Here is a 26030-nt window from a genome sequence, read left to right on the forward strand (position 1 = left end):
AAACATTATAGAGCCAAGGGGAATGATAGAACATCATCATGAGTTATGATCCTCGCTCCGACTCCATGAGCTCTCGATGCTAGCCACGCACTTCCTATTGGGCTAGATAATTGGGTAAGAATCTTTTTCCGATATAAAGCAGGTGCTCTTAGCCGTAGGACGCAATCTGTAATAAGAGGATTTCCATTTTTAACCCCTATTACTTTATGCTCAAGGTTTCGTCCAACACGCGCAATAAGTATGTCGCCAGGCCTTGCGATAGCAAGTTCCCGGCCTGGTAGGTTTTGTGTAGCAGATTTAAAACTGAAACAGCTGAGGTCACACCATTTGCCATAGTCGGATAGCTGGATATTCGATGTGTGGAGGATTGGTGTTTCAGCGTGTTTTGCTTGGGCGCTAGTATGGGAGCCTCTTTTTAAGGTCACTCCCAACTCACTCAGTAGCTGGTATTTGAATCCGACGCTATGACTTGTTGTTGACTGTGCGTGATATTCGTAGTCAAGCCGATCAATTGCCTTGTCGAGATTGACTTGTAAGCCATTGCTTAGTTTATGGCTATCATCCAGCCGAAAGAGGCTAGTCCGGTCGGTGGTTGGTTTTCGCTTGCTGATTATAAGTATGTGCGCTTGGGCATCAGTCTTCGAAAATGAATGACGCGGCAATCTAATCGCTCGCTCGACGCAGTAGCGCTCAACAAGTTGACGACGGAAGTTACGGTAGCGCGCGCCGGAAACCAAGGTGTCAGGGAGAATAATCCCTACTGTAGAGCCATCTTTAATGAGTCTAAGGTTTTGCGCGAGGAACAAGAGGGCAGCATCAACGTTGTTTACAGACGGTAAGCAGCTATTGAAGCCCGCATCCTCTAGAATTTCTGCGAAGCCATCGCGCCATTTTGGAACCACAAATGGTGGATTACAAACGGCCGCATCAATTTCGGGAGCTTGTGACGCTATAAGCGATGGCAGATGGTCACTGAGCGCATCTGCACATACGTGACGGTGCTTTCCGCAACTGGGTAGGTTGCTAAGCTTAGCCCCTAGTTTGATTCCTGCACTTTCGTCGACATCGACAGTCAGGATCTCTGCATCTTCCCAGCGTTGCAGTGCTGCAATTGATAGAGCTCCCGCACCGGACCCTAAGTCTAAAATACGTGAGGGGGTCTGGCCGTGCATCTGGTCGATCAGAACTCGGCTAATGTCTCCAAATGTGTAGTAGCGGCCTAACCAGTCCGAACCTGTGGTTTTGCGACTTTCAGGTTCCATTGAGGCATCTCCAGCATTACTCAGACAATTTTTCAATTATCCATTAAGTGTCGAGCCAATGGCACAAAAAGTCTTACACGATAAGCATTTTGCAAGATGTTACGTGAGGGCTGGGATGGTTGGGAGTGGTCAACGGCAGCGCGGCAAGCTTAGCTTATCCTTCCCACGTATTACGTTATGTTACGCGCTGCTGCGTTGCTTGCTGTGGCCTTGGTGGGCATTGGTTGGGCCGTAGGGGCTAGCTAGCAGCTAGCTTGCAGCAACTCACGTTCCGTTTCACTAACCAGATTTGCGGCTGGGATTCCCAGCGCGGCCCCCAATCCTATTAGCGTGGTAATAGTCGGTTGTCGGACACCTCGTTCGAGGCGAGAAATGTAGGTCCGATCTACCCCCGCCCGAAAGGCGAGCTCTTCCTGCGAGACATTCGCCAGCGTCCGGTGACGCTTCAGAATGTTGCCAAATATGGGACCAATGTCAGGATGTTGCGAGTTCGCCATGAAGGGAATCTCGCTTCGGGTGTGACTATAGACAACGGCCTATAGTCACGGGGTCGTGCGTCGTGTATAGTCAAACGGCATTTTTTGGTGCGTGTGGATTCTGTAATTCCATGAAGGAGATTCCTGCCAATGAAATCAAAAATTATCGCCTTGCTAACTGCTGCACTCACCCTTGGTGGATGCGTCAATGTCCCTAAATCCCTTAGTCAAGAAGAAATCGATGCCAGAATCAACGAGACAAAAGCTTGGAAAAAAACTTTGCCGGTTGCGAATGCAGACTATGGCTCTTACCCAAGTGATTCCGAACTATTGTTAAAAAAGTATTTTTCGAAAAACCTTAAAGACCCGGAGTCTGCTAGGTACGGCGATTTCAGCAAGCCAATTAAGCGGTATTTTATAAGAGATGAAAAGGCGAGGGATGTTGTCTATGGCTACGCTGTATGTGTTTCGGTAAATGCGAAAAATTCATACGGAGGCTATACAGGAGCCCATGATTATTGGTTCTTTATAAGGAATGGCGAAATCGTAAAATCATACGATACCGAGGAGATTATGTTCGGTGTGAAGGTGTGGAAGAATTATCTTGCCGACTGTAAGAATGGAGTATAGGTCATTTATTTGACCGGCGTGGGATTTGTTGTATCGGCTAAAGTTGAATTTTCATTCTGCGTTTCAGCGCGAAGGTTAAATTGCATTGGTAATGCAACAAACTCCCATTCGTCAATTGAAAGCATTGGTGGCCACAAGGCAATCGGTCGGCCAACTGCCAAATTTAGTTCCAAACGTTCTAATCTACGTTTTGTGGAAACTCTGATTCTCATGGGCAGCCTTTGGTGGAGACTATATCGGCAAGAAGCGATGCTGCATTTACTCTCTCCATGTGATTGTCACTGTTTTTGATTGTGTATCTGAGTTTTGCGGATAAATTTTGGTAGGTGTCATTTGAAAATGAGTCGTTAATTATTTTGTATCGGCAAAACAATGTAATGTGATGGGCGAAACCATAGGGCAAAATTAAGTCCCTAAGGGCTTCTCGAAGCCTGTCAATAAATTCCCTTTCAGGCTCGCCAGTTTTTCGCGTTGTTGTTGATTGTATGACCGGTGACGTTTTGTCCGTCCTCCATGCTCTTGCAATAACCTGTTGAGGGCATTCTTCTCGCTCTCCGATTGAAGAGTAATTGAAAGGGGGAAGCATGGTTATCTCCTACTCATTTTGTTTTCGATGTTGATGATGCGATTTTCCAGTTCTTCTACCTGCTTGAGGCCGGCGAACCGCGATATGCAATCAATAAGCAGTCGCCCATTTTCCGGATCTATGCTGCCGCAAGCGATAGCTTCTAGTACCTGCTTGGCTTGCTGCGTGAGAGATAAGTTGGTGTCTAGATGGATTTGCACAGTCCGGGTTTCAGGCTTGAGAGGCGGTGCAAGGCGCAAGAGAGCAATATTTGCTGCTTGAATATCACCATTTTTTGCGGCTTCAATAACAGCCTTTGCAATTTTTGAGCCTTCTTTTTCAAACTCCTCCTGTATTAGTGTTTTCTTGTTTAAGGCCCCTTTGGGGCGACCTTTGGGATTTCCGGACTCGCCGGATTTCCAACCACGGGATTGCGGCTTATGCTGTGAAAGCCAACTAGGTGGTTCGGTAGGCTGCATGACTGAAGTTCCTGTATTTAACAATTTAAAAGCAGTATTTGTATTTTCGGTGTAAAAAAATTTATTTGGCTGACTATTTGCTTACTGTCTTGTGTTGGTGGTTCATCTATCTATATATAAAACATAAGGTTAATTGTCTGGTTCCATAGAATAACAAATAATCTGTAGGTTCCATCGCCGCAACGGACACCCCTATGCCCCCCTTGATTGTCTATATCGGTCGGGGCTTAAATACTCGTGGTTGATCAATACGGGAGTTATTTGATGGGGCTTACATACTCAAACAGGTCAAATGCACGACGTGCTGCCTTACAAGCCGGGATAGAGCGAGATCGGGTTGAAATTACGGTTCACAAGCTTCCAGAGGGGGTACGTTTCGGTTTTGTGGAGAGGGTTCCATTCAGCAATAAGCCGATGAATACGGTAAATGCCTCGCACGTCAAAAATCGGATTGATGAAGATGCTATTCGACATCCAAGTTCAGGCGGAGTGTGTTCGGCCATTTGGGAATGGGTTACGAAAAATCCTCAAGCCACATTTGGTGATATAAAAAATGTTGGGTTAGAGATGGGCTGGAACAAAAACACCGTTGCTCGACAGTTCTACGAGTGCCGAAAGTCCTTGGGTATCGGTTATGCAGCTAGTGACCCCCTACCGGAATCTTCCGCTGGCAATACTGCTTAGTAGGGTGTTGGGGGTGGGTTGTTTTCCCTATAGGGCTACACCCACCCTAGCGAACCCTTGTTCGCAGGGGGTGCTAGGGGCTGGCGTGGTTCGCTAAGTGAATTGCTAGCGAACCCGAGGTTCCCCAAGCGAACCTGCTTGGTTATGCGTCGCCCCCAGGCCAGTCAACAGCTCTCAACCACACGTTATGCGAAGGAGAATTGGTTTCTTTCATCAGCTTGCTCTCGGCCATTAGTCGTTCAACGGATGCGGCCACTCGCCCTTGGGTAATTGCCCGATGAGGTTTCATTTCAGAGAGCTGATGTTTGAGGGAGTTTTTGCTTGGATAGTTACCGGCCACAACCTGCTGATGCACCCATTGCCAAATGAATTTGTCATCGTCTGCGTCGATTTCCGTTGCGCTGACTGTCTCTTCCATAGTGTGGGAAATTACGCACGAGGTAATCGGCTGGCAATCATCGTCGTGGCCGAGAAACACCTGCTCAAGCACAAAATCGGTTTTCATGCCGTCACTGCCATCCTTGGACTTGGTTACTTCCCAACGGCGGTTCGTGTTCCGCTTGTCCTCGGAAACGCGGGAGACAGCGATTGCACAATCCAGCGCACCATTCAGACCTGACCAGCCGCGCAGACCCCGTGTTTCGTCCTTGCCGCTGTGATGCACAACCAGCACGAACCCGCCAAGCTCGGTTTGAATGTCTTGGAGGTTGGCGATTAGTTGGCCCATGTCTGCGCTGGTGTTCTCGTCTATTCCCGGGGCACTGGCTGCCAGCGTGTCAATGCACACGACACCTCTATTCAAGCCAGCACTCCGAATTAGGTTGACCAGTTCCTTGAGGTTGTCGGGTTCGCGCAGATCAATTGGCTGCTCAATGAACGCAATGCGGTCTAACGGACCTTTCTTGGTGCGATAGGCGTTGATTCTCTGCGGCATACCGGCTTGGCCTTCCAGCGTGAGATAGACCACAGGTGTAGCCTTTGTTGGAATCCCGAACCAGTGACAGCCGGCCGCAACTGCCGCCAGCAAATCAAGGACCAGGAAGGACTTGCCCGACCCGGGCTGACCGAAGATCGCGCCGATCCCCTTTTCTGGTAGTACTCCGCGTACCAGCCATTTCATTGGAGGGCGGGCTGCAATCTCGTTCGCGGCGACCAGCCGAAGCCCACCGACAGGTATTGTTCGTTCTGGGCGCTTTGGTGCCATGCGCTTGACCAGTTCTCCCGCCATCAGTTGCAAGGCGATCTGTTCTCCATGGCGTGCATTGGGTTCGTTGGCTTGGTGTGCTCGCGCTTGCGCCAGCGTCCTGTCGAGGTAATCTTTGCGCTTGGTAGCCTTGTCGCGCTGCCCGAGTGCCGATTTTAGGAACAGGCGCTTCACCTGCTCATTGTTCGCGCTGTACTCGGCCAGAATCTGCACCAGTTGCGCGTCGGCCTTGCTGTGGTCTTCATGTCCAATGGCTTGCCAGTCGCTCTTGAACAGGGCTTGAAACTTGGCACCGTTCGCCGCGCTGGTGGCACGTTGCAGAATGGCCTCATCGGTTTCCACTTCCGGCCCATCGGCCAGCGGTTCCGTCGCCTCGGAGCGCCCTATGTCTGCCGCCAACATGCCCAAAAATTCGGGTCGAGGTGCGATAGGCTTCTGGTGCAGGGTGTTGCCGGTGCAGATCATGAATCGCTCGTGTGAATATACCTCTACACCATCGCGCCTCATGCCCTTGGCTACCTTGCCCGTGACCCACACATGCAGGCCACGCCCACTGCGCGAATGCTCGGTGTAGCTGTCGAAGGTATCGACAATCTTCTGGAAGCGTTGCAACTGCTCGGGTGTGGTGTCGGACTTCACGTCCAAGTCAATGCAGGTGAAGGGGTCCGACTCGTGCAGCATGTACCCGATGTGCATGCCGTGTTGGGCGGCTAATGCACAGGCTTCATCGAAAGTTCTCCACGTCGAAGCGTCGTTGCTCTTCGCATATGGCAGGCCTTCCGTCGCGATTCTAGGGGCTTTGTCCTCCCCCGCAACGCACCATTGGTGGCGCTCACACAGTTCCTTGGGGATATTTCGCCAACGTGTCTCGGTACGGTTTTCAACTGGGCTATTCATGGTTATACCCCTTGCCCAAGAGGTAAATTTTGTTCCGTTATGGGAATCGGGTAGGCGCTGGTGCTGTTAAAACATTGCGCCTCAAGCCAGGTAAGAATTTCCCCGATTTCATAGCGGATAGGTGCCTGTTTGCTGATTCCCAGTTTGACAAATTTGGGGCCTTTGCCCCGTGTTCGCCATATCTCGAGAGTGGTCGGCTTTAGGCCGAGCATGTTTGCGGCCTCAACATTTGAAAGTAGTTGCGGACGGGTGTTTGAATTCATTTGGCAAATCTCCGGGATTTGCCTTGCCGCACTGGTGATGAAATAAGGCGACAAGGCATATGCTTGTTGCCGTCATTTCTGTGGTCACCAGTTCGACGGAGATTCAGTGTCCGGGTCATGGGGGACTTTCACCCTTACTCCACCGGCTGCGGGTTCTGGATTTTCCTCGTGGGGTGCCCCAGCGCACAAAAGCCATGACTATTAAGCTAGCCCTGCATAGCTTTCCGCTAGCGTAGCATTATTTTCTTTGGGGATATCGGCGGCCTGCTAGTTGGATATATTCAGGTCGCGTTGTATCTAACTACGTGTTTTTATTGACGTTGATTGTCGATTGTGGCTGCTGGCTGTCAAACCAATCGGAGATTCGTTGTACTTCCGGCTGCAAGTATTTCAGATGCGATGTTTCGAGGTAGTGGCGTGCAGTTACGCCCTTTGGGACATGGTTTGTCAGTAATTCGACTTTGTGTAAGTCAATCCCACACTGTGCGACACCTACGGTTGTAAAGGTTCGTCTCAGGTCGTGCGGGGTGATTTTTGTTCCAGCGACTACGCTGACCTTTTTCATGGTGTCCCGCGGATCACGAATGTGGCCGCATTTACCCCAACTCGTGAAAACGTAGGGGCTACCTTCAATTTTCTGGCGAGTACTCAAGAGCTCGTGAGCCTGCGAAGACAGTGGAAGCCAAACAGGATTGGAATTTTTTGGATCAGGAATGTGCCACCATCCTTCGTCTAAATTGACCCTGTCCCATGTGAGTGCGGAGGCCTCGCCGATTCTTGCCCCCGTGAGTATCAGGAACATGACCAGATCAATGCTGGCCAGAGTGTCACGGTTGTATGCGACATCACGCCATTCCTTCAGCGCAGACCAGACGGTGCCGACTTTGTTGTCAGGGATGCGACTTGTCCGAGGTTTGATGGGGTTCCATTTTTTGTACAGAACCTCGATTGGGTTGTCGGTAATGATCGCGCTGCCATCCGGTTTTCGATATTCACGAATGGCGTAGTTGATCAGTGCTCGCAAGATCGCAAATGCTTGGTTGGCCTGTGCCGGTGCGGGGCCGTTTCCTCGAAGGCCCTTGGTTTTAATTTCGTTGAAGCGCTTGGTTACTGCTTCACGCGTGATGGCGGAAACGGGCTTGTTTAACCATGTTTCAAAGGTCGTGGTTACGTGGCGTTCAATTTCGGCCTTGCTGCTCTCTTTGAGGGGGCGGTCACGCTTGTAGGAATCGGCCACGGTTCGCAGCGTTACCGCTGTTGCAGCACGCTCTTTTGCAACCGTGCGTGGATCAATGCCGCGCCGCATGCTACGGAGATGTTCGCGAGCTGTTTCACGGGCTTGGTCAGGAGTGAATACACCATGTGGTCCAACGGTGATTCTGGCTTCTTTGCCATGGATGCGACCTTGAACGATGTATGTCCGCTTGCCATCGCTTGTTACACGAAGGCCAAACCCACGATCCTGCTCATCCCAGTGCAGTGCATAGCCTGTGGGAGGTGGCGTAATTTTGTCGATAAATGATTTGGTGAGCCTTGTCATGATGTGATCCTGTTCGACCTGCGGTAAGCACGCCGTAAGCATCACAGACAAAGTTGAAGCAGGCTACAGAAAACTGATTTTCTAGATCAAACCGTTGATTTCATTGATTCAATCGGAAATTTATTGCTGCGTAAGGCTGCGTATGGTAAGCCTTCAAAGAACTTGAAAACTGCCGACGTGCAAGCGTCCGTGAGTTCGAATCTCACAGCCCCCGCCAGACCTGGCAAGAGAAACGGCCCCATGATCGGGGCCGTTTCCTTTTAGTCCCGGTCGCCACGGAGCGGTAGCCAGAGGCGGAAGGTGGTGCCTTCTCCCGGCGTGCTGCTGACGTCGAAGCGGCCGTGGTGCTTCTTGACGATGATGTCGTACGAGATCGACAGGCCGAGGCCGGTGCCCTGGCCGACCGGCTTGGTGGTGAAGAAGGGCTCGAAAACGCGCTTGCAGACCTCGGGCGACATGCCCTTGCCGGTATCGGCTACCTCGAACCAGACGTGGCCGTTTTCCTGGCCGGAGCGGACGGTGATGCGGCCGCGCGTATCGATGGCCTGGGCGGCATTGACCAGGAGATTCATGAAGACTTGGTTGATCTGCGCCGGGATGCATTCCACTTCCGGGATCTCGCCCAGTTCGCGGACGATTTCCGCCTTGTATTTCAGCTCGTTCCAGACGACGTTGAGCGTGCTTTCCAGCGCGTGATTGAGATCGGCCAGCTGGTACTCCGCCTGGTCCACCCGCGAGAAATCCTTGAGGTCCTGCACGATCTTGGTGACCCGGCCGAGGCCCTCCTGCGACTCGGCGAGGAGCGAGGGCAGGTCTTCGCGCAGGAAGTCGAGATCGGCCTTCTGGCGAGCGGCTGCGACCTGGCCCGGGTCACCGCCAGCGCTGGCTGCTTCGTAGGCGTCGATGACGGCGAACAGCTGGCCGATGTAGGTTTTCAGGGTGCCGAGGTTGGAATTGACGAACCCCACCGGGTTGTTGATCTCGTGTGCGACACCGGCGGCCAACTGGCCGATCGCGGCCATCTTCTCCGACTGCAGCAATTGCTGCTGGGCTTCCTCGACGCGGGCGAGCAGTTCCTCCAGCGCCTTGCGGTCGGCTTCCAGCTCGGTATTGACCCTGGCCAGTTGTGAGGTACGCTCCGAAACCATCTGCTCCAGCTGGTTTTGCTGTGCCAGCAGGCGATCCTTGGCCACCCGGCGTTCGGTGACGTCCTGCAGGGTTTCGATGGCGCCGACGCGCTCACCTTCGGCGTTCAATAAAGGCGCCGCAGTGAAGAACAGCCAGCACCCCTGGCCGATATGCGGAAAGAAGGCTTCGCTCTCGAAGGCGCCATCGATGATCGGCGAACGTCGGTAGTTGCTCTGGTAGAACTGCGCGACTCGTTCCTCCAGACTGCCATCGAGGATCAGGTCAGCCATAATCGGTCTTTCCTGCGGGGGATAGAAGATCCTCTGGTGTTTCTGGGTGCCGATCATGTCGGCCGCCTTCAATCCGGTGATGTTCTCGCAGGCCTTGTTCCAGTGTGTGATGCGATGATTGGCATCGATCACGAAAGTCGGCACCGGGTCGTTGTCGATGATTTGGGCAAGCATGCCCTCGATGTTGCGCCGGGTGGTCGCGGCGCGCCGGTGTTCGGATTCGAGCAGCTTGCGCTGGGTGATTTCCAGCTGCTGCATGGCAAGGTGCAGGCGGCCCTGCTCAACCTTGAGCTGCTCGTTGCTGGCCGTCAGTTCCTGTGTGCGGAACTGCACCTGTTCCTCAAGGCTGGTGTTCAACCGCTCCAGTGCTTCGTTGCGGCTCGCAATCAGGCGGTAGAGGGCACCCATTGCTTCAAGCAGGCTGTCGGTCGAGGGGTCATGCGGCAGCAGCAATTCCTCCTCATACGCTTGGGCTGGCGATATGCCGTCGCGAATCCGGCGCAACTGGCGTGCCATCGACTGGTCCATGCCGAGGATGTGATGCGCAAGCCAGCCGCTCAGGAAGCGCAGCAGATGTTCGATGTCGTCCTGATCGACCGGCGTGTCGCGCAGCTTGGTGACCTTTTCCGCAAAATCCTGGTGTACCGCGACGTGCGCCTGCAGAAAGCGGGGATCGCAGCCACTGGCGACCATCAGTTGGGTTTCGTGGGCGAAATGATTGGCCGCGTAATTGACCAGATCATCGAGAATCTGGCCCATTTCCTGTTTCTCGGCGGCCGATTTTCGGTGGCCGATGATCCAGTTGATGATGCGGACCAGTTCCTGGTGCTCGGCATCGACTTGCTCCTCGCCCGTGATGTAGCGTTCGTTCCAGACAAAGGCTTCCATGTGTTTCACTCCCCCCCGGCCTGCGGGCCGAGTACGCGCAGGATTTCTTCAAGACTGGTGGCGCCGGCCATGACCCGCTCGGCGGCATGATGGGCGATGCTGTGCAGCCCCTTCTGGCGTACGGCGCGGCGGATTTCGAGGATGCTCGCGCCGCCGCCGATGCGGTCGCGCAGGTCGTCGTCCAGCGTCAGCACCTCGTACAGCCCGACCCGCCCCTTGTAGCCGCTGCCATGGCAGGCCGGACAGCCCTTGCCGCGATGGACGCGGGTGACGTTGGCGAACACCGGGCCGAGCCGGTCGCGCAACGGTGTGTCGACTGGCGCTTCCTCGCGGCAGACGGGGCAGACCTGGCGGACCAGGCGCTGGGCGATGATGCCTTCCAGCGCAGTGGCGACGACGTAGGGCTTGAGGCCGAGGTCGAAAAGGCGGGCAATGGTGGCGATGGCCGAGTTGGTGTGCAGGGTCGAATAGACCAGGTGGCCGGTCAGGGCGGCGTGGAAAGCGACTTCGGCGGTTTCGAAATCGCGGATTTCGCCGAGCAGGATGACGTCCGGGTCCTGGCGCAGCAGCGCGCGCAGCACGGAGGGGAAGGTCAGGCCGATCTTCTCGCGGATCAGCACTTGGCCGGCCATGTCGAGGTAGTACTCGACCGGGTCTTCGATGGTGACGTAGTTCTTGTCCGGCGTCGCGTCGTGCTGGAGCAGCGAATAGAGCGTCGTCGTCTTGCCGCTGCCGGTCGGGCCGGTGGCCAGGATGATACCTTGCGGTTTGGCGACCATGTCGGCGACGCGCGGCAGGTCGGCGGCCGAGAAGCCGAGGTGGTCGAGCGTATGCACCGTCGAATTGCGGTCGAGGATACGCATCACCACCTTTTCGCCATTGATCGTCGGCAGGGTGGAGATGCGCAGGTCGACCATGCGCATCGGTGTCTTGACCGTGATGCGGCCATCCTGCGGTCGACGGCGCTCGGAAATGTCGAGCTCGGACATGATCTTCAGGCGCGACACCAGCGACTGGTGCAGGTGGTGAGGAATGTGGATCTTGTCGGTCAGCACGCCGTCGATGCGGTAGCGGACGATGACGCTCTTGATGCGGGGCTGGATGTGGATGTCGGAAGCGCCGAGACGGATGGCTTCGAGGATGATTGCGTTGGCCAGGCGGATGGCCGGCGGCGCCTCGGTCTGGCGCAGCAGGTCTTCGAGCTGGGCGGCATCCTCGTCCTCGATGACGATCTCGATCCCTTCGTAGGGATCCGGGCCGCCAACCAGGGTTTCCAGTTCCTTGAAATCGACGCCGCCGTCGCCGTACAGTTCGGCGATCTTCTTGCGGATGGCCTCGGCATCGGCGGTGACGATCTTCAGGTCGAGGCCGGCGGTGAACCGCACCTCGTCGATCAGGCCCTCGTCGAGCGGGTCGGCCACGGCCAGCAGCAGGCGGCGGCCATCGAGGCGCAGCGGCACGACCAGCTGGCGCAGGCAGAAGCTGTGCGGGATGAGTTCGGCCAGCGCCGGATCGATGCGGAATTCCGGCAACTGTACCTCGTCGATCAGCATTTCCGACTTGAGCAGGTCGCGAATCTGCCGCTCGCCGACCCAGCCCTTTTCGAGCAGCACGCTGATCAGCGGCTCCTTGCGCCGCTCCTGGAGCAGGGTCAGCTCCTGCAGTTGCGCCGCGTTGAGCAGGTTCTTCTTGTGCAGCATGATGCCCAGCCGGCTGCGGTGGGTGACGGCCAGCCGGCTGAGGGCGGAAATTTCCTTGGACTTCTTCTCGTTTTCCGTCTTCAGGGCGCGGTTGCGGGCGATCAGGTCGAATTGCTCAAGGGCCAGCGCGACGGTGACGCGCAGGTCGTCGTCGTTCCACGGCTTGAGGATGAACTTGTAGACCGCCCCGTCGTTGATGGCGCCCATCACGGCATCGGTATTGGCATGGCCGGTGAGCATGATGCGGATGGTGTCCGGCGAGCGCTGTTTCACCTCGTGCAGGAACTGGGCGCCGTTCATGCCCGGCATCATGAAATCGCTGATGACCAGGTGGAAAGTGCCTTCGGCCAGGCGTTGCAAGCCTTCGCTGCCGCTGCCGGCGGTCACCACGTCGTAGTTTTCCTGACGGAAGACGCGGGTCAGCGCCTTGACGATGCCGACCTCGTCGTCAACGATGAGCAGGCGGTATTTGGCCGGCGTCAGGTGGGTGGCCGGAGCTTGTGGCGTGCTGCTTTGGCCGGTGAAGAGCGCCGAATAGTCGGTCATGGTGCGGTCGGGAAACTGAGGTTGAGGGTCGTGCCGCGGCCCGGTTCGCTGTCGATGGCGATCCGGCCGCTGTGGGCGAGGACGATGTTGCGCGCTGTGCTCAGGCCCAGCCCGGCGCCCTTGCCGACCGGGCGGGTGGTGAAGAAGGGCTCGAAAGCGCGTTCGCGCTGCTCGGGTGTCATGCCGACGCCGTCGTCGGCGATGCGGACGCTGATCCCTTCCGGCCCGGCCTGGCTCGTGACCCGCACCACCCCGGGCCGGCCGGCATCCTGGATGGCCTGCACCGCGTTGCGGATCAGGTTATGGAACAGCTGGTTCAGGTGGCCGGGCAGGCAGACGAGGCGGGGTAGTTCGCCTAGTTCCAGATGCAGGCTGATGTCTGGTGGCAACTGCCGCTCGACGATGCCAGCTGCCTGACGGATGCTGTCGTTGAGGTCGGCCAGCTCCTCGGTGGCGCGGTCGACGTTGGAAAAGCTCTTGAGATCGGCGACGATGCGGGCGATGCGCTCCAGACCGACGGCCGTCTCGCCGAGCAGGTCGAGGCCGTCTTCGAGTACGAAATCCATGTCCAGCTCGTGCCAGGCGGCCGGGGCGTCGGCCAGGCGGGTTTTCAGCGTCGCGAGCTTTTGCAGGTAGGCGCCGAAGGTGCTCAGGTTGCTGCGTGCGAAGCCGAGCGGATTGTTGATCTCGTGGGCCATGCCGGCCGCCAGCTGGCCGACGGAGGCAAGTTTTTCGGCTTGGTAGAGCATCTGCTGGCGCTCCTCCAGTTGCGCCACCTGGGCCTGGACGCGGCTTTCCAGTTCGCCGGCCAGTTTCTTGTAGCGGTTTTCGGACTCGACCAGGCGGGCATGCTCGCGCTTCAGGGTTTCGAAATCCTCCGCCACTGCTTCCAGATGCAGGCTGGAGGCCATCCTGAAACGGGCCTGGCTGCGCAACAGCTGGGTCAGCAGCCGGGTAGCCGCGGCCAGGGCCGGTTCGCTGCCGCTGTTGCTGGCCAGGTAGCCGAGGGGTTCCAGTTCGAGAATCAGTGCCTGGCGCCGGGCGTCACCGGCGAGCAGGCCCCACAGGGTATGCCCGTCGGCATCGAGGATGGCTGCGTCGCCGCCGAGCAGTTGGCGCAGCGGCGGGCCGAGTCGTTCGAGCTGGGCCGGGTCGAGCAACTCGGCCAGGCGCCACTCGCGGTCGAAGCCGGTGTCGCTCATGCTCGCCCCAGGCCGCCGGCGATGAAGGCCGCCTCGTCCAGGCCGTGTTCCGCCGCCAGGCCAAGATCGTCGGCATGGCGGCGATAGAGGGTGGCGAGCAGGGCGCGGAAGGTGTCCTCGACACCGCGCCCGTCGAGCGCCACGGCAAAGACCAGCGGCCAGGGCGCGGCGCCCCAGCGCTGGCGGATTTCCGCTTCCGGCACGGCGCCCGGCAGGTCGCACTTGTTGAACTGGACGACCAGTGGCAGGTGCTCGAAATCGAGGCCGACGCGGTGGCAGTTCTCGGTCATGCTCTTGAACGACTCGGCGTTGTTGGTTTCCTGCGAGCGGTCGGAATCGGCGACGAAGACGACACCGTCGGCCCGCGACAGCACGGCCTTGCGGGTGCCGTCATGGGCGACCTGGCCGGGCACGGTAAACAGCCGGAACTTGATGAGCAGGCCGGATGGCGCACGAAAGCCGAGGGGTAGCAGGTCGAAAAACAGCGTGCGGTCGTCCTTCGTCTCCATGGTCATGATCTCGCCCTTCAACTCGGGCGAGAGCAGGTCATGCAGGCGCAGCAGGTTGGTTGTCTTGCCGCTTTGTGCCGGGCCGTAGTAGACCAGCTTGAAGGTCAGGCTGTTGTCCTGCCGCTCGGTCATGGTCGGTCAGTCCTTGAGTCGGAATTCGGGGTCAAGGATGACCGAGCCGTCCGGTCCCCAGTTGACGTCGGTAATGCCCGGCTCGATCGCTTCCAGGCGTTCGGCCTCGACCTGTTCCGGCGTCGTGTCGCCCATCTCCATCCGCACCAGGTTGGCGAGCTGGCGGTTCTCGAGCAGCAGTTCGCGGTGGGCGAGGGCCTGGCCGATGGCCGACAGGAGATCGTAGTCGTTCCACGGCTTGCCGATGAAGCGATCGATCCCGACTTCATTCACCGCCCGTACCAGGGCGTTGAGATCGGCGTAGCCGGAGAGGATCAGACGGGCGGCGTCGGGCTGGATTTCCTTGGTTGCCTTGAGGAACTCGATGCCGTCCATGATCGGCATCCGGTAGTCACTGATGAACAGGTCGTAATCGTCGCGCCGGGCGGCGGCGAGCGCCTCCTGTGGCGACGTGTAGGTTTCGACGTCGAGGGTGAAGGTCTTGCCGCCAAAGGTGCAGGGTGCCAGGCGCAGGATACGTTTGAGTGACTTGAGGATGGCTTCCTCGTCGTCGACGAGCATGACGCGGCTCATTTTTCCTCCGAACGGATGTAGAGGGTCAGGTTGTGCTGCTCCGTCTGTTCCAGGCGGATCAGCTGGCTGATGATGTCGGCAGTCAACACGCTGCCCTTGGCGAGCAGCAGGTAGCCGTCGCGGTGGGCCAGTTCGCGGGTCAGCATCATGCCCGGCTTGAGGTGCATGGTGCGCAGCGGCAGTTCGACCGGGCCGCTCTTGCGGGTTTCGGCAATCAGTTTGACGAAGGCGTCCACCACGGTCGGGTCGTAGCGCTTGCCGCGATTGTCGATCAGGAAGACGAGCGCCTCTTCCGCCCGCAACGGGCGCTGGACCAGGGTGCCGATCTGCAGCGAATCGTAGTCGTTCACTACGCTCAGGATGCGGGCACCGAGCGGGATCGCCATGCCGGCCAGGTGATCCGGGTAGCCGGTGCCATCGAAGCATTCGTGGTGGTGGCGGACCAGCGTGGCGACATCCTTGAACCGCTCGATGGCCATCAGCAGGTTCTGGCCGATTTGCGGGTGCTTCATGACCTGGGCGCGCTGGTCGGCGGTCAGCATGTTGAAGGGCTTGCTGAGCAGCTCGTCGGGCAGGCCGAGCTTGCCGATATCGTGCAGCAGGCCGGCCAGCATGACGTTCTGCACCTCGGCGTCGCCGACCGCCAGGCGCTGCGCCAGGTTGCGAGCCCAGTCGGCGACGCGGCGGCCATGCCCGGCCAGGATGCCACCGTTCTGGCCGCTGCGCAGTTCGCTCAGACCGGCGAAGACCTGAACGCTGGTCAGGAAGGATTTTTTCAGTTCGCCATGGGCTTTCTCGACCATGGCCAAGGCCTGGCGGACTTCCGCCGTGCGCTCGGCTACCTTCTGCTCCAGACCGGCATTGAGGGCCTTCAGCTCCTCGTTCTGGGCCTGGGTGAGGGCGGTCAGGCGGCGGTTCTCGGCTTCCAGGCGGCCGCGGTCGAGGGCTTCGCGTACCGTATTGACGATCTCGTTGTCGTCCCACGGCTTGGCGATGTAGCGGTAGATCTCGCCTTCGTTGATGGCAGCGACGGTCGAGGTCACGTCGGCATAGCCGGTGAGCAGAATGCGCAGCGTGTTTGGCCAGCGCTGGCGGACTTCCTTGAGGAAGGTGGCGCCATCCATTTCCGGCATGCGCATGTCGGAGATGACCAGGTCGACAGGTTCCTGTTCGAGCAGCGCGAGGCCGGCGGCGCCGCCTTCAGCGATCAGGATGCGGTAGCCGTGCGGCCGGAAGAGGCGACGCAACGAGGACAGGATGCTGGGTTCGTCATCGACGAAGAGCAGGGTGGCGGGGGCGGCGGTTTCGCTCATCGCGAAGTCTCCGGTGAATTTTCGGGTGGGTTGATCGGAAGAATGAGGCGGAAGGTGGTGCCGATGCCGAGTTCGCTATCGACTTCGATCCGGCCATGATGCCGGTTGATGATGCCATAGGACAGCGACAGACCGAGCCCCGTCCCCTTACCGACCGGTTTGGTCGTGAAGAACGGCTCAAAGATGCGGGTCAGGTGCTCGGGGGCGATGCCCTTGCCGGTATCGGCGATTTCGACGCATACCGCGTCGTCGCCCTGGCGGCGGGTACGGATGGTGATCGTTCCCTTGCTCTCGATGGCGTGGCTGGCATTGACCAGCAGATTCATGAAAACCTGATTGAGCTGCGAGATCAGGCAGTGCACCTTGGGGAGGTCGCCATATTCCTTGACCACCTGGCATTTGTATTTCAGTTCGTTCCAGACGATGTTCAGCGTCGAGTCGAGCCCCTGGTGCAGGTCCGCCCACTGCCATTCCTGCTCGCTGACGTGCGAGAAGGTCTTCAGGTCCTGGACGATCTTGCGTACTCGCGCCAGGCCATCCTTCGATTCGCTCAGCAACTGCACGATGTCGCCGCGCAGGTAGTCGAAATCGCGCTCCTCGCGCAGACGGGCGATGGCAGCCTGGCGGGTGGCCAGGTCGCCTTCCACGGCCAGGCTGTGGTCGTAGGCGTCGATGATCTCCATCACGTCGCGCAGGTAGCTTTCCAGGGTGCCAAGGTTGGAATGGACGAAGCCGATCGGGTTGTTCAGCTCATGGGCGATGCCCGCCGCCAGCTGGCCGATGGAGGCCATCTTTTCCGATTGCAGCAGCTGGTTGTGGGCTTCTTCCAGGCGCTTGTTCAACTGGCGCTGGGCGGCCAGCGTGGCGGTCAATTCCTCGGTCTGGGCTCGGCGTTCGGTGATGTCAGTCACCACCCCGTCGTAGAAATCGACGCCGCCGCTGGCGTTGCGCCCGACCTGGGTGCGGTCGGAAACCCAGATGACCCGGCCGTCGCCGGTCAGCAGGCGGTATTCCTGCAGGTAGTCGTTGCGCCCTTCGGCCGTGTAACGGCTCACTTCGTCGATGACACGAGCCAGGTCGTCCGGGTGCACCATGTCGGCGAAAGCGGGTTTGCCGGCCATCAATCCGGCGACGGTGTAGCCCCAACGGGTGACGTTGTCGGAAACGAAAATCACCGGCCAGCCCGCCGTTGCCCGCCAGCGGAAGCAGACCACGGGGCTGGCGTTCACCACCTGCAGCGCGACGTGCAGGGCCTGGTCGATGCGGTGCTGGCTGGCGATACGCCAGCTGGTGTTGGCCATCAACTGGATGGTTTCGATGTCCTGCAGCGTGTAGGGCTCGGGCTTGTCGGCGACGCAGACCAGCAGCTGGATGCCATCCTCGCCGTAGACCGGAACACCGGCCAGGCGGCTGGGTGCGGTGCCGGGCGGCAGGCAGGCGTCGTTTTCGCCGGCCGGGTAGGCGTCGATCAGGATGGGCTGGCGCAGGCGCAGCGCATCGGCCCATTGCCCGGCCTGGCTGAGCCGGCATGCGATGGGGCCTGCGCCGTCCGGCGGGGCGGGCCAGCAGGCCGCGAGTTGCAGCAGGTCGCCACCATCGCCGATGGCATAGGCGAAACCGGTGCTGCTGCCGGTGAATTCGGCGATGCTGCCGAGTACATGGCGGAGGAATTCCGCCTCCTCCATTTGCTTGCGCAGCCAGGGCAGTTCGAGCAGGGCATGGGCCCGGCGGGTCTGCTGGTCGAGCAGGGCCTCCGATTCGCGGCGTGCCGTGATGTCGGTGGCCACGCCGTCCCACTCGCTCTTGCCATCCGGCTGGCGCCGCGGGCGGGAGCGCACCTGCAGCCAGCGCCAGGTGCCGTCCGGCCGGCGGACGCGGAATTCCTGCTGGAAGTCGGACTGCTCGCGGTCGCTGTCGGCGATGGCCTGCCGCAGGCCCGGCAGGTGGGCGGGGTCGACCGAGCCGAACAGCGGCGCGGTGCCGGCCAGGATTTCTTCGGCCGGCATGCCATGCACCTGTGCGACGCCGGAGCTGAGATAGGTGAATTGCAGATGGCCATCCGGGCCTGCGCGGCACTGGAACAGGTAGCTGTCGGGCAGGTTGTCGCCCAGCCGGCGCAGGCGCTCCTCGCTGGCGCGGACGGCCTTTTCGGCCGCGATGCGCTCGCTGATGTCTTCGACGATGGTGAGGATGGAGTCGACGCTGCCGTCCGGGCGACGGATGGCCTGGGCCGCGACGCGCGTTTCGACGGCCTGGCCATCGGCGCGCAGGTAGCGTTTCTCCAACTCGAAGCCGTCGCTTTCGCCGCGCATAATTCGTTCGAAGGCGGCCAGGCTGGCCGGCAGGTCGTCGGGGTGGGTCAGTTCCTCCCAGGTCTTGCCGCGCAGTGCCTCGGGCGGATAACCGAGAATCCGGCTCATCGCCGGATTGACGGCCACCCAGCGCTTGTCGGGGCAGTTGATCGACATGCCGACCATGGCTCGCTGGAAATAGGCGCGGAAGCGCGTCTCGGTCGAGTCCCGCTGCAGCTTGCCGCGCGCCAGGGCGGCCGATGCCGCCGCGGCCAGGGCGAGGAGCAGCCCGGCCAAGGGGACGATTTGCTTGTCGTCGAACAGGCCGGGCAGGGCGCTGGCCGGCAGCAGGGCAATGACCTTCCAGGAAGGTCCGTCGGCCAGTCCGCGGGTGGCCCGGTCGGGCTGGTCCAGCAGGCCGCGCGCGGCGTGGGTGGTGGCGACGGTCCACAAGCCGGCGCTGTCGGCGAATTGCCCGGCTTCCATGTCCCGGATGCGGGCCCAGCTTGCCGGGTAGCGGTGGGCCAGGCTGAGCTCGGGTTTGCCGAGCATGAAGCCCCATTCGTCCTCGCGCCGGGGGGCGAGCAGGAAATGGCCTTCCGGGTTGACGACCATCAGGTGGTTGGCGGCTTGGGCGGTCACGTCGGCCACGTAGCCGAGCATTTCGCCGGCGCGATAGTTGAGGACGAGGAGGGCGCGCGTCCGGCCCTGGCTGTCGGCCAGCGGCATGGCCAGGCGCAGGGTTGGGCGATGGGGCGTTTCGAGCTGGCCGTTTTCGACATTCAGGTCGAGCGGCGAAACGTAGATGCTGCCGGCGGGCAGGCCGATGCTGTCGCGGAAGTAATAGCGGTCGGCCTTGTTCTGCAATTGCGCCGGCGCGCGGATGCGGGCCTGCTGGCCATCGTGGTCGATACGGACGATTTCCTGGCCGGCCGGATCAAGCAGGCGGACCTGGTCGTAGGCGGCGCGAGCCTCGGCAAAACCGAGGAAATCCTCGGCGATGCGGCCGAGTTCCTGCGGTTCGCCCTGCTCGAGGTAGCGCTTCAGCGCCCGGCTGGTGGCGACGAGGCGCAGATCGCGGCCGACGATGAGCAGTCGGCGGTCAAGCATGCCGGCCCCGAGGCGGACGTTGAGCTGCTCGGCCGCTTCGCGGTGGCTGCGCTCGGCATCGCGATGGCTGTCGGCATAGAAATAGCTGACGAGCACAATGATGCCGGTCAATGGCAGGAAATAGCGCAGGAAGGCGAGGATGCTCTTACGGTTCACCGGAATTCTCGCTGAAGCTTTGCTCCTCGTTGAGATGCGCCATGCGGAAGGCCTCGCGGATCTGCTCGCGCAGCTGGTCGTCATCCCAGGGCTTGGTCAGGAACTTGTAGATGGCGCCATGGTTGATTGCGTCGGTCACCGACTGCAGGTCGGTATAGCCGGTGAGCACCAGGCGGATGGTCGCCGGGTAGATCTGGCGGACGCGGGAGAGGAACTCGGTACCCGACATGTCCGGCATGCGCTGGTCGGAGATCACCACCTGGATCGGTTGTTGGGCGAGTATCTCGAAGGCCTCGGTCGGCGAGGTGGCGGTCAGGATGGTGTAGCCTTCGCGGCGCAGCAGGCGGGTCAGCGAACTCAGGATGTGCGGCTCGTCATCGACCAGCAGCAGCGTCTTTTCCTGCGGTGCGACGGGCACGGCGAGCGGCAGCAGCTTGTTGTTGCGGAGCAGGGGGGCGAATTCGTCCGGCGGCAGCGGGCGGCTGAACAGGTAGCCCTGGATCGCGTCGCACCGCCGGCTGCGCAGGAAGCTGGCCTGGGCCTCGGTTTCGACGCCTTCGGCGAGGACCGACAGGTTGAGGCTGCGGCCCATGACGATGGCGGCCGAGGCGATGGCCGCATTGACCGGGTTGTTGACGATGTCGCGCACGAAGGCCTGGTCGATCTTGATCTTGTCGAAGGGAAAGCGCGACAGGTAGGCGAGCGACGAGTAGCCGGTGCCGAAATCGTCGAGCGACAGCTTGATGCCGAGTGCCTTCAGCTTGCGGCACATGGCGACGGCTTCGGCGACATCGTCGATGAAGGCGCTCTCGGTGATTTCCAGTTCGAGCGCCGAGGCCGGCAGGCCGCTCTCGGCCAGCGCGGCGGCGACCTGTGCGGGCAGGTCGGCCTGGCGGAACTGGCGGGGCGACAGGTTCACGGCGACATGCAGCGGCAGCAGGCCGAGATCGAGCCAGGCCTTGGTTTGCCGGCAGGCGGTGCGCAGCACCCAGTCGCCGATCTGGACGATCAGGCCGGTTTCCTCGGCGATCGGGATGAACTCGACGGGGGGCACCGGGCCGAGCTGGGCCGAATTCCAGCGCAGCAGGGCCTCCATGCCGATCATGTGACCACTCTCCAGGCTGACCTGCGGCTGGTAATGCACGCTGAACTCGTCGTTGGCGAGGGCGGTGCGGAGCGCCGTTTCGATCGACAGGCGGCGGGCGGCGTCGGCGTCCATTTCCGGCGAATAGAAGTTGAAGGTGTTGCGCCCGGACTGCTTGGCGCGCAGCAGGGCAGCATCGGCCGAGCGGAGCATGGCCTCGACGGTTTCGCCGTCCTTGGGGAAGACGCTGATGCCGATGCTGGCCGTGATCGCCACCGACTGCCCGGCTACCATGAACGGCACCGAGATGGCGTCCAACATGCGCTGGGCGAGGGCCAGGGCGTCCCGTTCGTGGCTCAGGTTGGCCATCACGAAACCGAATTCGTTGCCGGCCCGGCGGCCCACGGTGTCCCCCTCGCGTACCTGCAGCTTGAGGCGGCGGGTGACCTCGACCAGGATTTCATCGCCGGCCGGCGGGCCGAGCGTGTCATTGACCAGGCGGAAGCGGTTGAGGTCAAGCAGGATCAGCGCCGTACCCCGCTCGAAGCGGCGGGCAGTGAGCAGCGCCTGTTGCAGGCGGTCGTCGAACAGGGTGCGGTTGGGCAGTTCGGTTAGTGTGTCGTAGCTCGACAGAAAGTTGATGCGTTCGGCTGCCGCCTGGCGTTCCGATAGGTCGCTGAAGATGCCGACATAGTGCGACGCGACGCCGCCGGCCTGGCGCAGGCTGCTGATCGAGAGCCATTCGGTGACCAGGGAACCGTCCTTGTGGCGATTGGTGATTTCGCCCTGCCAGTTGCCGTACTGGTGGATGGCCCGCCACATCTCGGCATAGAAGGCGGCCCCATGGACGCCGGACTTGAGCAGGCGGGGTGTCTGGCCGATGGCTTCGGCGGCGGTGTAGCCGGTGATCTGGCTGAACGCATCATTGATGCGCAGGATGCGGCTCTCGGCATCGGTGATGCAGATGCCCTGGCCGATGCCGGTGAATACCAGATCGGCCAGGCGATGTTCGGCTTCGGCCTGTTTGCGCTCGGTGATGTCGAGCAGGGTGCCGATCATCAGCGCCGGCTGGCCGGCGGCGTCGAATTCGACCGTCCGGCCGCGCGATTCGACCCAGCGCCAGTCGCCATCGTGGTGACGGATGCGGAATTCGGCAACCAAGGCTTCGTCGCGGCGAGGATGGGCGACCAGCGCCTCGATGACCGGACGATCCTCAGGGTGGATCAGGTTCATGAACTCGGCTACCGCTTCCGGTTCCCGGGCATAGCCGAGCATCTGGCGCAGGCCTTCGCTCCAGCGGTTGCGGTCGTGGGCATGGTCGTGCTCCCAGATGCCGAAACCGGTCCGCTCCAGGGCCAGGGTCAGATGGCGCTTCAGCTGAGTGTTCTCGGCGACGCGCCGGTCCACTTCCTTTTCCAGCCAGGCTTTCTGGTTGGCGAGTAGCCACTGGGCGCGGCTAGCTTCGAGGTGGGCCCGCATGCGGGCGATCAGCACCGGCATCTTGACCGGCTTGGTCAGGTAGTCGGCCGCCCCTTCGCGAATGCCCCTTTCCTCCTCCAGTTCGTCGGTTTGCGCGGTGACGAAAATGACCGGGATGTCGCGGGTTTCCGGCATCTTGCGCAATTCGGCGAGGACGGCGTGGCCATCCATGTCGGGCATCATGATGTCGAGCAGGATCAGGTCCGGCCGTGGTTCGAGGCGGGCGAAGCGCAGGGCGGTCTGACCGCAGTTGGCGACCCGGGCGTTGGCCCCGCCGCAGCGCACCATTTCGGCCAGGGTCTCCAGATTGAGCGGCGTGTCGTCGACGACGAGGATCAGCGGCTTGTCACCGTTGGCGCCTGCCAGGGGCAGATCGGGAAAAATGGAGGGGGTATCCGTGCTCACGACGTCACTCCGTATTGCGCTTGTCCGGATGATTCTAGCCCCGCGCCGCCTGCTTGTCCGCCGCGGGCACTGCTTTGCCAGTGCTCGATCAGGCGGAGCGCATCGTCGTAGGCGTAGCCGGCCATGCTCTGGTCGAGGGCAAGCAGGTCGCCGCCCGGCATGGCTTGGCGGATGGCCGGGCGCAGGGCAGGGTAAAGATGGCTGGCGGCGATGTCGCCGGTGCGCAGCGCTTGGCACAGCTGGTCGAGTTGCCCGGCCAGTTCGGCCAGGTCGGGCGTGACCTCGGGGGGCGCATCGGCAACGGCCGGTGCTGCCGGCGCCGCCGGCAACCAGCGGAGCAGCGCGGTGAACAGCATGGCCGGCTCGACCGGCTTGGCGACGAAATCGTTCATGCCGGCCTGCCGGGTTTCCTGGCGCACCTGGTCGAAGGCGTTGGCGGTCAGCGCGATGATCGGCACATTCTGGTTCGGACCGGCCTGGCGGATGCGCCGGGTTGCTTCCAGGCCGTCCATTTCAGGCATCTGGAGATCCATCAGGATCAGGTCGTAGGGGGCCTGCCCGGCCTTGGTGACGGCCTGCCCGCCATCTTCGGCGGTGTCGACGGTGATGCCGACATCGCCGAGGATCTCGGCGATGATGTCGCGGTTGATCTCGCTGTCCTCGGCGAGCAGGATGCGCCACGGCGGCTCGCGGCGTAGCGCCTCGCCGTCCAGGTCGGTGGCGTCGACCGGTTGGCGGGCCGTGGTCGTCCGGCCGACGCGGAGGGTGAGCCAGAAGGTGCTGCCCTGGCCGGGGCTGCTGTCCACCCCGGCATCGCCGCCCATCAGGCGTGCCAGGTGGCGGGAGATGGCGAGGCCGAGGCCAGTGCCACCCAGACGGCGGGTCGAACTGGTGTCGGCTTGTTCGAAGGCCGTGAACAGCCGGGCCTGGAGGTCCGGTGCGATGCCGTGGCCGGTGTCGGTGACGGCGAAGCGCAGCAGGTAGCTATCGGGCTGGCGGTCGACGATTTGGCCGTGCAGCCGGATGCTGCCCTGGTCGGTGAATTTGACGGCATTGCCGGCGAAATTGATCAGCGCCTGGCGCAGGCGGGTCGGGTCGCCGCTGACGAAGGGAGGCAGGTCATCCGTCGCGCAGATCACGGCCAGGCCCTTGCGCCGTGCTTCCTCGCCAATCAGCGAGGCGACGGCGGCGAGTTCCTCGGTCGGGCTGAAAACGGAGTGATCGAGAGTCATCTTGCCAGCCTCGATCTTCGACAGGTCGAGGACGTTGTTCAGGATGCTGAGCAGGTGTTTGGCGGCGACGTGGATCTTGCGCACCTTGTCCTGCTGGTCGCCATTGAGCGGTGACTGGCCGAGCAGGAAGCCGAGGCCCATGATGGCGTTCATCGGCGTGCGGATTTCGTGGCTCATGTTGGCCAGGAAGGTGCTCTTCGCCCGGCTGGCTACCTCCGCCGCCTCCTTGGCCAGGGCCAGTTCCTCGGTGCGCTGCGCGACCAGGCGTTCCAGGCCGGCCCGGTATTCCTCCAGTTCCTGTTCGTGGTGGCGCAGTTCGGTGATGTCGGTCTTGACCGCCAAGTAATGGCTGATCGTGCCGTCCGGCTGGCGGATGGGCGAAATGGTCGCCTGTTCGAGGAACTCGCTGCCATCCTTGCGCTTGTTGATCAGTTCGCCGCGCCAGGCCTCGCCGGCATGCAGGGCGGACCACAAGGCGGCATAACGCTCGCGCGGCGTCTTGCCGGATTGCAGCAGGCGCGGGTTCCGGCCGACCACTTCCTCTCGGGTGTAGCCGGTGACGGCCAGGAAAGCATCGTTCACATATTCGATCTTGCCGTCGAGGTCGGTGAAGATGATGCTCTCGGCGCTTTGCTCGACGGCACGGGAGAGCTTGGCGAGCGCCTCTTCGGCCAGGCGGCTTTGCGTGATGTCGATGGAAATGCCGCACAACCCCCAGGGCGTTTTGCCGTCTTCTTCCCAGAGGGGCGACTTGATCTCGTGGTAGAAGACACGTTGCCCCTGTGCACCGTTGACGGTGATGATTTCATCGGTGTGCTCCCCGGCCAGCACGCGCCGGTCGACTTCGTGCAGCGCCTCGACGGTGGCCGGCGGGAAGAATTCGTCATCCGTCTTGCCCTTCACCGACTCGGCATCGGTGCCGAACAGCTTGAGCGTCGCCCGGTTGGCGTAGCGGTAGCGGCTCGCGGTGTCCTTCAGATAGATGAAGGCCGGTACGTCGTCGAGCGCCTTCTTCAGACGGGTCATTTCGGCCAGCGCTTCGCCGAACTTGCGGTCGACCATTTCGTGCAGGAGCAGGCGGGCGGTACCGGCCGAGAGCAGCGTGATGAGCAGCAGGGCGACCAGGCGACGGCGGAACTGTTCCTCGACCAGGTCGAGCGACTGGGCGGTCGGCACGCCGACGACCAGCAGCAGTTCGCCGTTCGCGACATGCATCGGCGTCATCACGAAAAGGCGTTCGATACCGTCGATATCCCGCATGACGACCTTGCTCTGGTGGTCGGCCAATGCTGCGAGAAAGAGCTGGCGGCTTGCCGGATCCAGTTCGTCATCGCTGGATTTTTCGGGGTGGAAATACCGCGCCACGGCCTTGCCGTCACGGGTCAGGATGCGAGAAGTCCAGTCGGCCGGCAGCGTGGCGAGGTCAGTGAAGCGGTCGAACCAGTTGCTGCTGGTCGAAGCGAACAGGACGGCATTCGGCAGGGCATAGCCAAAGGCGATGGCCGCCTGGCCTGAGATGCGGCCGACCAGGAAATGGCCGGTGGTCAGACCGGGGGTCTGGCGGGCCTCGACAAACCAGCCGCGGTCAGCCAGGTTGACCGGTTTGCCTGACGGAATGGCGCTGCAGAAGACATTTCCATCCAGATCGGTTGCTCCGAGGTTGTGCAGTTCGCCGTGCACGCTCATCAGGCCGCGGGCCAGGCCCTCGCAGGCGAGGGGGTCGCGCCTGGCCATCTCGTCTGCATTGGCCATGGTCTGGAGGATCAGCCGGATTTCGCGGATGCTGGCTTCCTCGGCGAATTCGGCGGCCTTCAGCGATAGGCGGGCTTCGAACTCGATCCGGGCCAGGGCTGCGTCGCGCTCCTGGCGATACTCGCTGAGCGTGAGCAGGATGAGCGGCAGGACGGTCAGGCCGATGACCAGCCAGAGCCGTGTGCTGCGGGAAATCCTGTCGAATTTCATTGTTCTTGTCGTGCCGATGGCCTTGTCGAA

The 26030-nt window shown here is 60.8% G+C and carries 18 protein-coding genes; 2 read left to right on the forward strand and 16 right to left on the reverse strand.

Features of this window, described 5'->3' with window-relative positions:
* Positions 1 to 5 precede the first annotated feature (5 nt).
* Together K420_RS20125 and K420_RS21160 are read right to left on the reverse strand one after the other, a co-directional pair.
* Positions 6 to 1262 (reverse strand): N-6 DNA methylase, encoded by a 1257-nt coding sequence (locus tag K420_RS20125; RefSeq protein ID WP_084019607.1) that lies wholly within the window; start codon positions 1260 to 1262, stop codon positions 6 to 8.
* A gap of 242 nt (positions 1263 to 1504) precedes the next feature.
* Complete coding sequence (locus tag K420_RS21160) at positions 1505 to 1759, reverse strand: helix-turn-helix domain-containing protein (RefSeq protein ID WP_051453040.1); 255 nt, start codon at positions 1757 to 1759, stop codon at positions 1505 to 1507.
* Positions 1760 to 1888: 129 nt separating this feature from the next.
* Between K420_RS21160 and K420_RS20460 the strand changes: the two genes are divergently transcribed.
* The gene (locus tag K420_RS20460) at positions 1889 to 2368 is read left to right on the forward strand and encodes a hypothetical protein (RefSeq protein ID WP_157275051.1); all 480 of its coding nucleotides are present in this window, start codon (positions 1889 to 1891) and stop codon (positions 2366 to 2368) included.
* 208 nt (positions 2369 to 2576) lie between these two features.
* Here the strand turns inward: K420_RS20460 and K420_RS20465 are convergent, their stop codons facing one another.
* Positions 2577 to 2954 (reverse strand): hypothetical protein, encoded by a 378-nt coding sequence (locus K420_RS20465; RefSeq protein ID WP_157275052.1) that lies wholly within the window; start codon positions 2952 to 2954, stop codon positions 2577 to 2579.
* Between the two features lie 2 nt (positions 2955 to 2956).
* Complete coding sequence (locus K420_RS0109430) at positions 2957 to 3412, reverse strand: DUF5681 domain-containing protein (RefSeq protein WP_027457842.1); 456 nt, start codon at positions 3410 to 3412, stop codon at positions 2957 to 2959.
* A gap of 264 nt (positions 3413 to 3676) precedes the next feature.
* Here K420_RS0109430 and K420_RS20470 point away from each other — a divergent pair, with 264 nt between their 5' ends.
* Positions 3677 to 4096 carry a hypothetical protein gene (locus tag K420_RS20470; protein WP_157275053.1) on the forward strand — a complete coding sequence of 140 codons (420 nt, stop codon included), beginning with the start codon at positions 3677 to 3679 and terminating at the stop codon, positions 4094 to 4096.
* Positions 4097 to 4238: 142 nt separating this feature from the next.
* On the opposite strand, the gene K420_RS18560 is transcribed toward K420_RS20470, so the two are convergent.
* From K420_RS18560 to K420_RS19705, 12 genes are all read right to left on the reverse strand, one after another.
* The gene (locus K420_RS18560) at positions 4239 to 6197 is read right to left on the reverse strand and encodes an AAA family ATPase (RefSeq protein ID WP_084019608.1); all 1959 of its coding nucleotides are present in this window, start codon (positions 6195 to 6197) and stop codon (positions 4239 to 4241) included.
* A gap of 2 nt (positions 6198 to 6199) precedes the next feature.
* On the reverse strand, positions 6200 to 6460 hold the full coding sequence (locus K420_RS20130; protein WP_084019609.1) for a helix-turn-helix transcriptional regulator: 261 nt from the start codon (positions 6458 to 6460) through the stop codon (positions 6200 to 6202).
* A 301-nt stretch (positions 6461 to 6761) separates the two neighbouring features.
* The gene (locus tag K420_RS20135; protein ID WP_084019753.1) at positions 6762 to 8000 is read right to left on the reverse strand and encodes a tyrosine-type recombinase/integrase; all 1239 of its coding nucleotides are present in this window, start codon (positions 7998 to 8000) and stop codon (positions 6762 to 6764) included.
* A gap of 260 nt (positions 8001 to 8260) precedes the next feature.
* Positions 8261 to 10306: a bacteriohemerythrin gene (locus K420_RS0109450; RefSeq protein WP_157275054.1), complete on the reverse strand. Its 2046-nt coding sequence runs from the start codon at positions 10304 to 10306 to the stop codon at positions 8261 to 8263.
* Positions 10307 to 10311: 5 nt separating this feature from the next.
* Positions 10312 to 12552: an ATPase, T2SS/T4P/T4SS family gene (locus tag K420_RS0109455; protein ID WP_027457845.1), complete on the reverse strand. Its 2241-nt coding sequence runs from the start codon at positions 12550 to 12552 to the stop codon at positions 10312 to 10314.
* Positions 12549 to 13754, reverse strand: a complete 1206-nt coding sequence (locus K420_RS0109460; protein WP_027457846.1) for a sensor histidine kinase — start codon at positions 13752 to 13754, stop codon at positions 12549 to 12551. The genes K420_RS0109455 and K420_RS0109460 overlap by 4 nt, the downstream gene beginning before the upstream one ends.
* Positions 13751 to 14395 (reverse strand): GTP-binding protein, encoded by a 645-nt coding sequence (locus K420_RS0109465; RefSeq protein WP_027457847.1) that lies wholly within the window; start codon positions 14393 to 14395, stop codon positions 13751 to 13753. The genes K420_RS0109460 and K420_RS0109465 overlap by 4 nt, the downstream gene beginning before the upstream one ends.
* Positions 14396 to 14401: 6 nt before the next feature.
* The gene (locus tag K420_RS0109470) at positions 14402 to 14968 is read right to left on the reverse strand and encodes a response regulator (protein ID WP_027457848.1); all 567 of its coding nucleotides are present in this window, start codon (positions 14966 to 14968) and stop codon (positions 14402 to 14404) included.
* On the reverse strand, positions 14965 to 16281 hold the full coding sequence (locus tag K420_RS0109475; RefSeq protein ID WP_027457849.1) for an HD domain-containing phosphohydrolase: 1317 nt from the start codon (positions 16279 to 16281) through the stop codon (positions 14965 to 14967). Before K420_RS0109475 ends, K420_RS0109470 begins: the two co-directional genes overlap by 4 nt.
* Positions 16278 to 19838 carry a PAS domain-containing protein gene (locus K420_RS19700; RefSeq protein WP_051453042.1) on the reverse strand — a complete coding sequence of 1187 codons (3561 nt, stop codon included), beginning with the start codon at positions 19836 to 19838 and terminating at the stop codon, positions 16278 to 16280. Before K420_RS19700 ends, K420_RS0109475 begins: the two co-directional genes overlap by 4 nt.
* Positions 19828 to 22806, reverse strand: coding sequence for an EAL domain-containing protein (locus K420_RS18575; RefSeq protein WP_051453043.1), 2979 nt, complete (start codon positions 22804 to 22806; stop codon positions 19828 to 19830). Before K420_RS18575 ends, K420_RS19700 begins: the two co-directional genes overlap by 11 nt.
* Positions 22803 to 26000: a PAS domain S-box protein gene (locus K420_RS19705; RefSeq protein ID WP_051453044.1), complete on the reverse strand. Its 3198-nt coding sequence runs from the start codon at positions 25998 to 26000 to the stop codon at positions 22803 to 22805. The genes K420_RS18575 and K420_RS19705 overlap by 4 nt, the downstream gene beginning before the upstream one ends.
* Positions 26001 to 26030 lie beyond the last annotated feature (30 nt).

The sequence above is a fragment of the Dechloromonas agitata is5 genome (genome assembly GCF_000519045.1).
Classification (GTDB): Bacteria; Pseudomonadota; Gammaproteobacteria; order Burkholderiales; family Rhodocyclaceae; genus Azonexus; species Azonexus agitatus.

What these genes read in the sequence shown, in the direction of transcription:
- K420_RS20125 (WP_084019607.1), bottom strand. Translation starts at nt 1,262, where the DNA reads ATGGAACCTGAAAGTCGCAAAACCACAGGTTCGGACTGGTTAGGCCGC.
- K420_RS21160 (WP_051453040.1), bottom strand. Translation starts at nt 1,759, where the DNA reads ATGGCGAACTCGCAACATCCTGACATTGGTCCCATATTTGGCAACATT.
- K420_RS20460 (WP_157275051.1), top strand. Translation starts at nt 1,889, where the DNA reads ATGAAATCAAAAATTATCGCCTTGCTAACTGCTGCACTCACCCTTGGT.
- K420_RS20465 (WP_157275052.1), bottom strand. Translation starts at nt 2,954, where the DNA reads ATGCTTCCCCCTTTCAATTACTCTTCAATCGGAGAGCGAGAAGAATGC.
- K420_RS0109430 (WP_027457842.1), bottom strand. Translation starts at nt 3,412, where the DNA reads ATGCAGCCTACCGAACCACCTAGTTGGCTTTCACAGCATAAGCCGCAA.
- K420_RS20470 (WP_157275053.1), top strand. Translation starts at nt 3,677, where the DNA reads ATGGGGCTTACATACTCAAACAGGTCAAATGCACGACGTGCTGCCTTA.
- K420_RS18560 (WP_084019608.1), bottom strand. Translation starts at nt 6,197, where the DNA reads ATGAATAGCCCAGTTGAAAACCGTACCGAGACACGTTGGCGAAATATC.
- K420_RS20130 (WP_084019609.1), bottom strand. Translation starts at nt 6,460, where the DNA reads ATGAATTCAAACACCCGTCCGCAACTACTTTCAAATGTTGAGGCCGCA.
- K420_RS20135 (WP_084019753.1), bottom strand. Translation starts at nt 8,000, where the DNA reads ATGACAAGGCTCACCAAATCATTTATCGACAAAATTACGCCACCTCCC.
- K420_RS0109450 (WP_157275054.1), bottom strand. Translation starts at nt 10,306, where the DNA reads ATGGAAGCCTTTGTCTGGAACGAACGCTACATCACGGGCGAGGAGCAA.
- K420_RS0109455 (WP_027457845.1), bottom strand. Translation starts at nt 12,552, where the DNA reads ATGACCGACTATTCGGCGCTCTTCACCGGCCAAAGCAGCACGCCACAA.
- K420_RS0109460 (WP_027457846.1), bottom strand. Translation starts at nt 13,754, where the DNA reads ATGAGCGACACCGGCTTCGACCGCGAGTGGCGCCTGGCCGAGTTGCTC.
- K420_RS0109465 (WP_027457847.1), bottom strand. Translation starts at nt 14,395, where the DNA reads ATGACCGAGCGGCAGGACAACAGCCTGACCTTCAAGCTGGTCTACTAC.
- K420_RS0109470 (WP_027457848.1), bottom strand. Translation starts at nt 14,968, where the DNA reads ATGAGCCGCGTCATGCTCGTCGACGACGAGGAAGCCATCCTCAAGTCA.
- K420_RS0109475 (WP_027457849.1), bottom strand. Translation starts at nt 16,281, where the DNA reads ATGAGCGAAACCGCCGCCCCCGCCACCCTGCTCTTCGTCGATGACGAA.
- K420_RS19705 (WP_051453044.1), bottom strand. Translation starts at nt 26,000, where the DNA reads ATGAAATTCGACAGGATTTCCCGCAGCACACGGCTCTGGCTGGTCATC.